11 protein-coding genes are annotated in these 12,941 nt (G+C 71.4%); 4 read left to right on the top strand and 7 right to left on the bottom strand.

Features of this window, described 5'->3' with window-relative positions:
* Window positions 1-395 precede the first annotated feature (395 nt).
* From AB0D27_RS06335 to AB0D27_RS06325, 3 genes are all read left to right on the top strand, one after another.
* Window positions 396-995, top strand: a complete 600-nt coding sequence (locus tag AB0D27_RS06335) for a hypothetical protein (protein ID WP_362502786.1) — start codon at window positions 396-398, stop codon at window positions 993-995.
* On the top strand, window positions 995-3,421 hold the full coding sequence (locus AB0D27_RS06330) for an FG-GAP-like repeat-containing protein (protein ID WP_362502783.1): 2,427 nt from the start codon (window positions 995-997) through the stop codon (window positions 3,419-3,421). The genes AB0D27_RS06335 and AB0D27_RS06330 overlap by 1 nt, the downstream gene beginning before the upstream one ends.
* 192 nt (window positions 3,422-3,613) lie before the next feature.
* Window positions 3,614-6,370, top strand: coding sequence for an FG-GAP-like repeat-containing protein (locus tag AB0D27_RS06325; protein WP_362502780.1), 2,757 nt, complete (start codon window positions 3,614-3,616; stop codon window positions 6,368-6,370).
* Between the two features lie 19 nt (window positions 6,371-6,389).
* Here AB0D27_RS06325 and AB0D27_RS06320 read toward each other — a convergent pair whose 3' ends face one another.
* The 7 genes from AB0D27_RS06320 to AB0D27_RS06290 form a co-directional block, all read right to left on the bottom strand.
* Window positions 6,390-6,791 carry a hypothetical protein gene (locus AB0D27_RS06320; RefSeq protein WP_362502777.1) on the bottom strand — a complete coding sequence of 134 codons (402 nt, stop codon included), beginning with the start codon at window positions 6,789-6,791 and terminating at the stop codon, window positions 6,390-6,392.
* A gap of 13 nt (window positions 6,792-6,804) precedes the next feature.
* On the bottom strand, window positions 6,805-7,068 hold the full coding sequence (locus tag AB0D27_RS06315) for a hypothetical protein (protein WP_362502774.1): 264 nt from the start codon (window positions 7,066-7,068) through the stop codon (window positions 6,805-6,807).
* Between the two features lie 135 nt (window positions 7,069-7,203).
* A complete protein-coding gene (locus tag AB0D27_RS06310; RefSeq protein ID WP_362502908.1) occupies window positions 7,204-7,575 on the bottom strand; it encodes a hypothetical protein in 372 nt (123 codons plus the stop codon).
* A gap of 143 nt (window positions 7,576-7,718) precedes the next feature.
* On the bottom strand, window positions 7,719-8,300 hold the full coding sequence (locus AB0D27_RS06305; protein WP_362502771.1) for a hypothetical protein: 582 nt from the start codon (window positions 8,298-8,300) through the stop codon (window positions 7,719-7,721).
* 95 nt (window positions 8,301-8,395) lie between these two features.
* A complete protein-coding gene (locus tag AB0D27_RS06300; RefSeq protein ID WP_362502768.1) occupies window positions 8,396-8,899 on the bottom strand; it encodes a hypothetical protein in 504 nt (167 codons plus the stop codon).
* A 94-nt stretch (window positions 8,900-8,993) separates the two neighbouring features.
* Window positions 8,994-9,644 (bottom strand): DUF4328 domain-containing protein, encoded by a 651-nt coding sequence (locus AB0D27_RS06295; protein WP_362502765.1) that lies wholly within the window; start codon window positions 9,642-9,644, stop codon window positions 8,994-8,996.
* 225 nt (window positions 9,645-9,869) lie between these two features.
* Window positions 9,870-11,519: a glycoside hydrolase family 20 protein gene (locus AB0D27_RS06290; RefSeq protein ID WP_362502763.1), complete on the bottom strand. Its 1,650-nt coding sequence runs from the start codon at window positions 11,517-11,519 to the stop codon at window positions 9,870-9,872.
* Window positions 11,520-12,229: 710 nt separating this feature from the next.
* Here AB0D27_RS06290 and AB0D27_RS06285 point away from each other — a divergent pair.
* Window positions 12,230-12,838 (top strand): 2-oxo-4-hydroxy-4-carboxy-5-ureidoimidazoline decarboxylase, encoded by a 609-nt coding sequence (locus tag AB0D27_RS06285; protein WP_362502905.1) that lies wholly within the window; start codon window positions 12,230-12,232, stop codon window positions 12,836-12,838.
* Window positions 12,839-12,941: the final 103 nt, after the last annotated feature.

Raw genomic sequence — 12,941 nt, 5'->3', positions numbered from 1 at the left:
TCTCCCGTATCGGACTTTCACGTCCAATTCCCTTTCTCATACGGCGCCCCCGATTTCCGCCCCTAGCGCGCGTGACGCGCGTGACCGAATGCGGGCACGCCGAACCACCAGCCGGGGATCCCGACTGGTCATGATGGAACGGCCCTTCCTGTGAATCTCCTTTGCGGAAGCCCGAGTTCTAATCAGCTGGCTGATGGCATGTCAACAGACGCCGCAAGCTGGACAGTCGAGCCCAGGAGGACGGAATTCGCTTCATCTGCGGCGAAACGGGCGGTCGATTCGCCGGATATTTCCCGTCGTTGGATCGGGCCGCTCCCCATGAGGTATAAACGCCCGGTTCTTCAGCCGCCCGCATTCGTTCCCGGAATGCGCGCCGATCCGAAAGCGGGAGCGCCATGCCATCGACACGGAAGCCGGACGACGTCGGCACCGCGGAAGTCGCCGATACCGAGGATGTCGCCGATACCCCGGAAGTCACCGATACCGAGGAAGCCGCCGATACCCCGGAAGTCGCCGAGGAGAATTCACCGGGAGCACCAGGGGAAAAGACCTCGAAGGGCGCGGACCGCCGCGGAATCGTGGTGGGCGGCGTCCTCCTCGCCGCCTGCGCCGGAGTCGTCGTCTACGGCGTGTTCAACACCGCCGAGAAGCCGAAGCAGCACCACGTGCCCACGGCCTCGGTGACGTACCAGGTCGACGGCGAGGGCACAGCCGACATCACGTACCAGGCGCGCAGCGAGTCCGGGGACGCCGTGGTGGCGGACGAAGTCACGCTGCCATGGAAGAAGACCGTGAGCGTGCCGCTCGGCAAGGCGCCCCTCGTGACCATCACCCTCGGAGAGAAGGGCGGGCGGGCCAGCTGCCAACTCGCCGTTCGCGGCAAGCACATCCAGACCGCCACCGCCTTCGGGAAGTTCGGGCGCGCCACCTGCCAGGCCGAACTGCCCTCGCCGGAGCCGTCGGACGCCAACGCGGCCGGCCAGGAGGGCAGCTGATGGGGCCCGCGGGCCGGGGTGCGGTCCGCGTCGCGCTCGCCAGCGCCGTCGTCCTCAGCGCGATCGCCCTGTCCGCGCGCACCCAGACGACCGCCGTACACACCGCGGCTCCCCGGGGCGCCCTGCGCACCGTGGCCGTGCCCGCCGGGTCCGATCCGGCGCGCCGTGTGCTGCCCGCGCGGACGACCGAGCCGTTCCGCATGGTCGGCGTCACCTGGTCCGACGCGCGGGCCGCGCTCGGCGGGACGGCGCAGATACGCACCCGGAGTGCCACGACCGGGCGCTGGTCGCCGTGGCGCGACCTCGAACTCGACGCCCACGCACCGGAGTCGGGGCCCGAGCACGGCGGCAACGGTCTGCGGGGCGGCACTCAGCCCCTGTGGGTCGGGCCCTCCGACGGTGTGCAGGCACGGATCACCGGAGCGAAGCTGCCCGGCGGGCTCCGGGTCGACCTGGTCGATCCCGACTCGGGGGCGAAGGAGTCGGCACCCGCCCCGACCGGGGCGGCGACCGCCGCCGGTCAGCCGGACATCGTCCCCCGCTCCGGATGGGGCGCCGACGAGTCGATGGTCGCGGACCCGCCGACATACACGACCGACACGAAGGCCGTGTTCGTGCACCACACCGCGGGCACCAACGACTACACCTGCGCGGAGTCGGCGTCGATCATCCGCGGCATCTTCGTCTACCACGTGCAGAGCAACGGCTGGAACGACATCGGCTACAACTTCCTGGTCGACAAGTGCGGCACGGTCTTCGAAGGCCGCGCGGGCGGCGTCGACAAGCCGGTCTACGGCGCGCACACCTATGGCTTCAACACCGACACCAGCGGGGTCGCGGTCCTCGGGGACTACAACACCGCGACCGCGCCGCAGGCCGTGCGCGACTCCGTCGCCAAGCTCGCCGCGTGGAAGCTCGGGCTGTACGGGATCAACCCGTCCGGCACCGTGGTGATGGCGGCGGGCGCGGACAACGGCAAGTACACGCAGGGCCAGTTGGTGACCCTGAACCGGATCTCCGGTCACCGTGACGGCTATCCGACGGAGTGCCCGGGCGAGAACCTCTACGGCGATCTGCCCGCCATCCGCACGCTCGCCTCCGCCGCCAACTCCCCTGCTGCGACAGGCGATATGAACCGCGACGGCCACGCCGACCTGGCCGCGGGCGTCCCGAAGGCCACGGCGAACGGGCTGGCCTCGGCCGGGCAGGTCACCGTCGTACCTGGCGCGCGCTCGGCGCCGTACGCCGGAAGCAAGGCCGTGATCACGCAGGAGTCGGTCGGCGTGCCCGGCGGCTCGGAGACGGGCGACGGCTTCGGATCCGCCACCGCGTACGGGGACTTCGACCACGACGGGTACGCGGATCTCGTCGTCGCCTCGCCCGGCGAGGAGGTCACCGCCGGCGCTAGCGACGAGGGCGCGCTGAGCCTGCTGCGCGGCACCGCGAACGGCCTGGCGGGACAGGCCGGGATGGTCAATGAGCCGAGCGGGGTGCGGGCGAGCGGCGCGCGCTTCGGTGCGGCCCTCGCCACCGGCGACTTCGACGGGGACGGCGGCGACGACATCCTCGCCGTGGCGCCGGGCGCGGCGCGGGCCTGGGCGATCGACGGTGCGGACCGCACCTTCTCCGCACCCGCCCAACTCGCCTCCGGAGGCGGCGCGTTGAGCTACACGGACATCGCGACCGGCGACTTCGACCACGACGGCTACGAGGACGCCGCCCTCACCTTCCGTACCGCGGGCGGCGCCACGCCCCTCGTCGTACTGCGCGGCTCGGCGACCGGACTGCGCACCGACGCGCCGACCGTTCTCGACGGTGCCGGCGGGCGGGCGCTCGCCTCGGCGGACCTGAACGGCGACGGGTACGCCGACCTGGCCGTGGGCCGCCCCGATGCGGGCGACGGCGGGGAGATCTCCACGTTCCACGGCTCGGCGGACGGGCTCACCAGCACCGGGGCGCCGGTCCTCGGCCGGGGCGCGATCCCCGGCGGCGAGTCCGGTGACCGGCTGGGCGCCTCGCTCGCGGCGGCCGACACGGACGGCGACGGCTACGCGGACGTCCTCGCCGGTGCGCCCGGCGAGGACGTGGGCACGGCGACCGACGCGGGCGCGGCCCTGCTGCTGCACGGCGGCCCCGACGGCCTCACGGCCGCCGGCGCCGAGGTCTACGACACCGACCTCGCCGGGGTGCCGGGCGCCGCCGAGACCGACGACCGGCTCGGCTCGGCGGTCGCACTGGCCGACCTGACGGGCGACGGCCACCCGGACCTCGCTCTCGGCGCCGATGGCGAGAACGCGGGCGACGGCACCGTCCTGACGCTGAACGGCGGACCGCATGGAGTCGTCCCGGACAGCGGCGCCTACTACGGGCCGACCGCACTCGGCACGAACGCCGCGGCGGGCATCGGCGGCGTACTGGCGAAGTGAGCGGCCGGGACCGGGCGGCGCACGGGCGAAGCAAGGACGGGCGCACAGCCGGAGCAAGCACGGCGCCGCCCGGTTCCGGAGTGATGTACGGCACATCCAGCGCCGTGATGTTTGGCAATTCACGTGCGCTGTACAAGAAGCCACCCCTGAGACGGGTGGGTCAATCGTGAAAGTTCTCTAGGGGTGGGACATTTGAGTCGCAGGACGACCCATGCGTACAAGCCGCTGAGTCTGAAGCGGAGAGCATGGCTGACCATCGGGGCGGTCGTGTTGGGTGGGGCGGGAGCGGTCACCTACGCCGTCGCGAATCCGACCGATCAGCCGGACCGGGACGCCAAGGGCCGCAAGCCCGCCATGCACACGGTCAAGCTCAAGGACGAGGGCTCCGGCCGCAAGGGCCTGGACAAGCAGGGCACCGACCGGTTCAGCGCGGTCCTGCTGACCTGGAGCGACCCGGACGCGAAGCCGAAGGGCACGCCGGAGGTGCGCTACCGCGCGCTGGACACCGGCAAGTGGTCGGGCTGGCAGAAGCTGCCCGACGACCCGTTCTCGGCCGACGGTACGGAGGCCGAGCGGGCCGGGACCCGCGGCGGCACCGCGTCCGTATGGACCGGCGACGCGGACGGCGTCGAGGTGCGCGTGGTCGGCGCGGACGGCGCCGAGGCGAAGGGCCAGCCGTCCGGGATGGACGTCAGGCTGCTCGACCCGGGCACCGATCCGGCCGGTACGACGACGAGCACGGAGCCCGCCGCATTCGTGGAGGAGACCACCCCCGCGGCCACCCCCACCGACACGGCGACCCCGACCGACACGGCGACTCCCACCGACACGGCGACCCCGACCGACACGGCGACTCCCACCGACACGGCGGCGCCGACCGATTCGGCGACCCCGACGGACCCGTCGCCGCCCGCCGACACCACGTCGCCGAGCGCGACCCCGACCGACACCGCCTCCGGCTCGCCCTCGGCCTCGCCGTCCCCCTCCAGCACGGTGCCCGCGCCCCGCCCCTCCACGGTCGTCAAGCCCCCGATCATCACCCAGGCCGAGTGGGGCGCCTCCACCAACTACGACGGCACCCCCGAGTACGGCACCGAGATCAAGGCCGCCGTCGTGCACCACACCGGTGTCGACAGCGACAACAAGCTTTCCTGCGGCCAGTCCCGCGCCCGGCTGCGCACCATCCAGCAGGAGCACTTCTCGCGCGGCTACTTCGACATCGGCTACAACTTCGTCGTCGACAAGTGCGGCCAGATCTTCGAGGGCCGCAGCGGCGGCATGGACCTGCCGGTGATCGGCGCGCACGACATCGGGTTCAACACCAACACGGTCGGCATCTCGTACATCGGCAACTACGAGAGCGCCAAGCCGAGCCGGGCCGGGCTCGAGGCCATCGCCCGGATCGTCGCCTGGAAGTTCGGCATGTACGGCGTCGACCCGAACGGCAAGGTCACGCTGGTGTCCGGCAGCGCCAAGGGCCAGGACGGCAACCTCGTCGACAAGGGCACGTCGATCACGCTCCCGACGGTCTTCGGCCACCGCGACACCAACGCGACCGCCTGCCCCGGCGCCAATCTCTACCCGAAGCTCGCCGAGATCCGCCGGTACGCGGCGAGCGCCGGCAAGAACTCCGCGATCCCGACCGCCGACTTCAACCGCGACGGCATCAGCGACCTCGTGGCCGGTACGCCCCAGGCATCGGGCGGCGTCGGCAGCGTCACCCTCGTACCGGGCGGCCTCAACGGCCCGGTCCCGGCGTCGAAGGTGACGCTCACGCAGAACAGCGCGGGTGTCCCCGGCTCCTCCGAGGCGGGCGACAACTGGGGTGCCGCCACGGCGTGGGGCGACATCAACGGCGACGGCTCCGCGGACCTCGCGATCGGCGCGCCAGGCGAGGACGACACCAGCGGCAACGCGGACCGGGGTTCCGTGACCGTCCTGTACGGTCCTGCCCTCAACTCGGGCTTCTCCTATGCCACTTCGGGGGTGACCGCGGCGGGCGCCAAGCTCGGATCGGCCGTGACGGTCGGCGACTTCAACAGCGACGGCAAGGCGGACGTGTTCGCCGCGGGCACCGGCAAGGGCGGCAACTGGAACGCCCGCCTGACCGGCGGCGCCACCCAGACCGGCACCCTCACCACGTCGACGAGCGCGATCGCGTACACCGACGCCACGACTGGCGACTTCAACCGCGACGGCTACGCGGACGTGGCCCTGAACTACCGTGACGCGGGCGGCATCGGGCGGGTCACCTGGTTCAAGGGCGGGGCGACCGGCCTGACGAAGGTGTCCACGCTCAGCGTCAAGGGCGGCCGTTCCATCGCCGCGGGCGACGTGAACGGCAACGGCTACGACGACCTCGTCATCGGCCAGCCGTACGCCTCCGAGTCCGGCGCGGTCTCCGGCGGCCAGGTCACCATGGTCCCCGGCACCGCCACCGGCTTCACCACCGCCGGCATGACGACGATCCAGCAGGACACCACGGGTGTTCCGGGCGCCAACGAGTCCGGCGACGCGCTCGGCACCTCGGTGTCGGTCGGCGACTACAACCTCGACGGCTACGCGGACGTCCTGGCGGGCGCCCCGAACGAGGACATCACGCGCGACTCGGTCAACCGCTCCAACGCGGGCAGCGCCCTGCTCCTCAAGGGCACCTCGACGGGCCTCACCGGCTCCGGCGCGGTGGCCGTCTCGCAGGACACCTCCGGCGTCCCCGGCTCCACGGAGACCGACGACAAGCTGGGCTCGGCCGTCTCACTCACCGACCTCTCGGGGTACGGCCGCACCGACCTGACGCTCGGCGCCGAGGGCGAAGACGCGGGCGACGGCATCCTGCTGTACGTGCCCAGCAACAGCACGGGCCTCGGCCTGACCCAGGCCGCGGTGTACGCCAAGGCCCAGCTGGGTACGCCGACGGGCGCACACCTGGGGCAGACCCTGACGCCGTAACCCGTACCGAGTAGGCGCTTTACCTGGGCTCGTCATAACCGCAGGCCAGGTAAAGCGCCTTTCCGATGAGCGCGAGATTTTCCTCGGAAATGTTCTCGCAGGTGTATCGGAGCGAAATGGGATGGTCTCCGTACAGGCTCAGGACAAAACGCAGCAGCGCGATGTCCTCGCCCCACTCGCCGAATACGCCGGCATCGATGGCCGCGGCTGCGCGCTGCACATCAATGCCGGCCCACACCTGGCCCGACCCGTCCAGACCACCGTCCACGCAAGCCCGGAACCGCTGGTCGTCGAGCCACACTCCGTGCCGCTCCAGAAGCCAGACCGCGGCTTCCACGGACCACATTCCGCTGGTTCCGCGCTGCAACGCCTTCAGGAAGTCGGCGGACGAAAGGCCGGTGATATCTACGCGTTGAGCCATTCGAGCAGTCTAGCTAATCCGCGCGACGCGATTTGAGCAGGAAGTCGGCTATCTTCTGTGCCATGGTGACCGGGACCCTGCCGTCCTCCTGCGGGAACGGATTCCCGGAGAGCGGCACGCGGACGGCACCGTCCTTGCCGGCACCCTTGATCCGGTACTTCACGTAGGGGCCCTGGTGGACCCTCTCCGAGCTGGTGTTCGCCGGGTCCCCCACCTCGTAGAAGACGTTGACGCTCTTGGCGGGGAGAGCATTCGGGCGGAGCCGAGCAGTGTCCACGCCTCGGCGAACGCGGCCGGCCCGACGGGGGCATTGGCGTACCGGCGCCGGCGCCAGACCGGACACTGCGTGAGGAAGTCGCCCGCGAGCGGCCCGATCGCCATTCGGGAACCGTCGCGTGTCTTGAGTCATGACTCAGCGCGTGGCCTCCCGGCACAGCAACCGCAGTGAACCGTCGCCCGTGTAGCAGCGGCGGGCCTCGTCGATCGGGTCCCAGAGCCGTCCGTCGGGGGTGCGCAGCCAGTGGTCGCCGCCGGTTTCCCACCACTCGGCACCGGTCCGGCGGGCGACGACCTCACCGGCGTACGCGCCGAATCCGCGCAGCACGGTCTCGACGGCGGCGTACGGCGCTCCCTCGCGGCGTATTTCCTCGATCAGCCGGTCCACCCGCCACAGGCTCTGCGCCGAGTAGTCGAGGCGCAGCCGGGCACCCTCGCGCATGGTCGCGACCGTGTCCGCCGCCCAGCGGACGGGCTTTGTCGCAGCTGAGGGCCTGCTGGCTTGGATGGCGTTCCCACTGGTTGCGTTCACACTCAAAAGAGCGTGGCCGGCCCGGGATTCGTCACGCGTCCCGGGGGTGTTCGCGACACCGGCTCAGGACCCCCATCTCCCTCCCGAGACGGTCACAAGAACCCCTCGGGGCAGGAGGTTTACGCCCTTCCCCGCGCCCTGCGCGACACCACCGCGCGCAGCACGCGCCGCCCCTCCGTCGACGCGACCAGCGCGAGCCGGAGTCCGCCCGCGCCACGGTCCGCGAGAAGTTCCAGGATGGTGACCTGGCGGCGCAGTTCGGCGGCGACGAGCGGCGACATGCCGTCCGTACGGCCCTCGCGGCGGGCCGTCACGCACGACGCGCCGTCGTCGGCGACGTCGAGGAGCCGGTGGATCTGCAGCGCCGCCACGGAGCAGGCGTCGGCCCAGGTACGGAGTCCGGCGGCGGAGGGTTCCGCGGGGACCGCGTCGAGCATGCGGCGGGTGAGTACGGCGGCCTCGTCCTCGTCGGTCAGGGCCGGCTCGGGGGCGTCCGCGTCCAGCTTGGCGCGTATCTGCTCGATGCGGTCGCCCCAGGAGCCACCCGAGCCCCACACGTCCGGCTCCGCCAGGCTCGCCCACAGGGGCCGCAGGATCTCGTCGTCACCGCCGAGCAGAGGCACGCACCGGTCCAAACAAGCCAGTCCGCTCGCCGCCAGCCCTCGCTCATCGGCCTGAGCGATCAGTTCCACCAGACTCATCACGCCTCCCTCGAACTCCTTCGAACTCCCTCGACAGGGCGCCTGTTCTCACGGAGCCCGCACTTCCCCTTACTGCGCGCGACGGACCAGGAGTGTCACAGCGGCACCACACCGAGCCGGTCGAGGAACCGGAAGAAGAGGTTTTCGGCCAAAGAGTCCGCCTCCGCGATCAGCACATCGAGGAGCGGCTCGGCGGTGACGGTGTGGCCGGCCTCCGCGGCCCAGGCGACGGCCCGCGCGGCGGCGTCGGCCGGCTCCAGGAAGTAGTCGTCGACGCCGAGCCCGTCCTCGCCGCCGACGAGGTACCCGGCCATCGCCTCGCGCGCCAGGCAGGTGGTCCACGCGCCGCTCTCGGGCGCCGCCGCCTCGACCGCCACGCAGTCGCTGTCCATGACGTACCCGAAGAGCGCGGGCGCGCCGGTCTCCAGGGCGAGGGTGTTCATGTTCCCGATGTCGCCGTCACCGCTCGGGTACTCCCACACCTGCCAGCCACCGGGCGCCGCGCCCCGCAGCATCATGCCCCGCGCTCCCGCGAGCGCGTCCAGCTCCGCGAGCGGCGCCTCGCTTCTGCCCACGACGTAGTACCCCCAGTAGCCCATGCCGGTTCCCCCCGGTGTCTCGGTTCGGCGGCTCGGGGCGAATAGACCACAGGGTTACGGATGTTGGCCAGGGAAAAGGACGAATCGGTCCGCGTCAGACGCCGCGGGAAACCGGGCCCTGGTGCGCCGTCTCGTTCTGCATCCGGGTCAGCCGCAGTACGACGAGGATCGCGAGCACCGCGGCGGCGATGTCGAGGACGTCCGCGAACATGACCTGGCCGACGGCGTTCTGGATCTCCTGGGCGGTGTCGGCATTGCGGTACTCGGTGAGCCCGGCCCGGCCGGCGGCCAGCCCGATGATCCACAGCGTCCACCAGGCGTTGACGAGCCCGTGCCGGTCGCGACCGCCCCCAGGGCCGCTCGCGTCCCAGATGTCCAGCATGATCCGGCGCGGGAACCACAGGTTCACCACCGGTACGAACCAGCCCCAGCCCGTCCAGCCGCGGGACTTGCTGTGCCCGAACGGGTTGAAGACCTCGGCGTTGACCCGTACCCGCATGAACCAGATCAGATAGACGACGATGGTCGCCACGAGGGTGGCCGACTGCACGTACCCGGCCGCCGAGTAGAGCGAGTCCGCGTGATCGGCCCGCCGCTGCACGGCGGCCCCGACCTCGCCGCTCGCGAGGGCGCCCGTCACGTCGTACATCGTGATGTCGGCCCAGATCCCGAAGAGGTCGGCGACGATGACGAAGCCGAGCAGCAGGGCGGTGGCCTGCCCGAGGCCGACCGGCGAACGCAGCAAGGCGGGGCCGTGCGGTGACGCGGACTGAGACGGCCCGGACTGCGGTGGCACGGGTCGCGGCGACACCGGTTGCGGTGGCATGGTCATGGGAACCCCCCGGATTTCCCGGCACGAAGGACCGTGCCGACACAAGAAGCCGGACGCGCCCCTCCCCAGGGGTCACGCCCGGCACACGAATACGCATCCGGAAGATACGGTTCGAGCCTCCCGTACGTCCAGCCGTTCTCAGCCCAGCCGGTCCGCGAGCTTCCGGAAGTCCGTCCAGGACAGCGCCGGTCTGCCGGGATCCCACAGTTTCTGGACCGTCGCGCGCAGCGGCATACGGATGCCGGCCGCGATCTGGTCCTGGGTCTGCGCGCCCGCGCGATCGCACCAGACGGCGAAGGAGCCGCCGAGGATCTGGGCGTCGTACCTGGCGGCGACCGGCGCCGTGCCGCGCAGCACGAGCGGGGTCCACTGTTCGTAGATGCGCTGCCCGGTCGGGTAGACGAAGGTCTGCGGCTGCCCGAGGACGTAATAGAGGTACTCGTCGTTGTAGTTGAGGACCTTGCGGCCCGCGCTCAGATACTCGGACGGCTGCCTGGCGCCTATCTCCTTGCCGGTCCAGTACGCCACCTGGATATCGCCGTCGGCCTGGACCGTGCCGCCGCGGAAGAACCCGTCGTTCCAGGCCCGTGGCGTCCGGTGGTGCCCGCTCACCACCCTGGCGCGGTTGTTGAGCCATCCGGTCGCCAGGTCCGCGACGCTCGCACCGGAGCCGTAGGCGTCCCTGGCCGCGGCGGCCAGCTGAGGGAAGGACACCGCCGGGTTCGCCACCGTCAGCGCCTGGTACTCGTCGCCGCCGAGGTGCCAGTAGGGGCCGGGGAAGAGATCCGCGTACTCGTTGAGCAGATCGTCGACGATGTTCGCCGCGGCGGGCTTGGAGATGTCGACGGCCCCGCGCGTGGCGACCCCTTGTGCGTTACGCAACTGAAGGTCGGGATGCGCGGCGATCACGGCACCCAGATGCCCCGGGGAGTCGATCTCGGGCACGACGGTGATGTGCCGGCTCGCCGCGAGGTCGAGGATCCGGCGGACCTCCGCCTTGGTGAGGTGCTCCTTCGACACGATCTCGGGGTGCGTGTCGGACTCGATGCGAAAACCCTGGTCGTCGGAGAAGTGCAGGCCCAGCTGGTTGAACTTCAGGTCGCCCAGCTCACGGACACGGTCCTCGATCCAGGCCGCGGTGAAGTGCTTGCGGGCGATGTCGAGCATGAACCCGCGCTGCGGCTTCGCGGGCCGGTCGCGCACGACGCCCTCGGGCGCCGTGCCGCCGCCGTGCACCTCCTGCTTGAGGGTGCGCGTGCCGTAGAAGACGCCGGCGTCGGCGGGGGCGGTGATAGTGACCCGGCCGTTCTTGACGGTCATGGTGTACGACTCCGAGCCCGCCGTCCCGTGGTCGAGGCCCAGCTCGACATCGCCGGCCCGGGGCGCCGCCTGACCGGCGTACGTCAGCTTCAGCTCTCCGGCCAGCAGCCGCCCCTCATCGGCGAGGCCGCCGTGGTCCACGACGACGCGGGCCCCGGTGGCGGGGCGCCAGCCGGGCCCTCGGGCGGGGGTGTGCTGGCGTACGGCGGGAATGGTGCGCGGAGTCTGGGACAGGGGGTAGGTCCGACTGGGTGACGGAGAGGGCTTTGCGGTCGGCGAGCTCGCGGACGAGGCCTTCGTCGTGGCGGCCGACGGCACACTCGCACCGGCTGACTCGCCGCCGCCTCCGGCACCACCGGGCCAGACCGCGACGGCCACCGCGGCGACGGCTCCCGCCGCGACGACGCCGCCCGTGACGACCACGGCCCGGCGCTTCACGGGCGCCGCCCGCCGCGCGCCGCCGCTCATCGCCGCACCCCCCGCCCGGCGCTGCGGTCACCCGCGTTCTTCGCCCCCGCCGCCCCTACCCTTCCCGTCCCTGGGGGCTGCCGCCCCCAGCCCCCCGCTTCGGCCTGAACGGCCTCGTCCTCAAACGCCGGACGGGCTGAAAGCTGCCGGCCGGGGCTGAAAGATCGCCCCCGAGCCACACCACCGGCACCACCGGCACCACCGGCACCAGCCACACCACTCACACCACTCACACCACTCACACCACTCACACCACCCACGCCTATGGACTCGCGCCCCCGCAGTCGCCCACGCCGGGAAGGGCCGCATCGGCACCTCGCCCGCCCCCACCGGGCGGCAGCCGCCCCCGTACGGAAGGGGCCGTGTCGGTACATCGAATGCCCGTATCCGGACGGGTCAAGAAGAGACAGCACCGTTCTCACCCACAGCCGATCCGTTCGGATGCGGGCGGATGTACCGGCGCGGCCCCGACCCACCACACCCCGGCTGACGATCACCATGCGCATCACAGTCCTCACTTTCCACCGAGGTCCACTCCAGCGAACCGAGCCCGCCCCCGCCACCCCAAACCGTCCACCACACATTCCGAAACTCTCCCGTGCGGGTGAAATTCGGGCATCCGTCGGACACCTCCCGACGCCCCTCGATAGCGTGAGCGGCACAACTCTCACAACGTTCACTCCTCCCCCTTCCACCGCCGAGGACCCACGCTGACGTCGCACCGTCTCCCACGCCTCCCCGAGCAGAAGAGCGCGGCGCCGTCCCCGGCCCGCCTGGAGGGGTTCAACTCCGCACCCGCCGACGAGATCACCCGTGCCCTGCTCACCTGCTGCCGCAGCCTGCGCTGGGCCCACCGCCTGGCCGACCACCGGCCCTACCCGGACCTGGACGCGCTGCTCGCCGCGGGCGACGAGGCGGCGTACGACCTGACCGCCGCCGACATCGCGGAGGCACTGGCCGGCGAGTCGCTCGCGCCGCTCCCGGACAGCGCCTACTCCGCCGCCCACACCGCGCTGAGCGCCGCGCACGCCGCGTACGAGAGCCGGTTCGGTCATGTGTTCGTGATCTGCCTGGACGACTTCGCCCCGGAGGAGGCCCTCGACCAGGTGCTCGCCGGCATCCGGGGCCGCCTGACCAGCGACCCCGAGGAGGAACGCGTCCTCACGGCCGAGGAACTCAGACGGCTCGCCCGCGGCCGCCTCGCCCGCCTTGTACGTACGTTCGAGGAGTACTCGGGGTCGGCGGAATCGGCACAATCTACGGAATCTACAGATTCTTCGGATTCGGACCGCCCCGATAGCCCGTACGTGCCTGTTTGATTGCCTGTTTGATCACACAGACGGGCCCGCTGTAAGCGTTCCGACAAGTCGTCGCTACGATGGCCGGGGCCGGTGGACCGTACCCGGCCGGGCCCGACCGACA

Origin of the sequence: Streptomyces sp. NPDC048415, assembly GCF_040651675.1 — a bacterium.
Lineage (GTDB): Bacteria > Actinomycetota > Actinomycetes > Streptomycetales > Streptomycetaceae > Streptomyces.
This window is presented reverse-complemented; position numbering and strand designations above follow the sequence as displayed.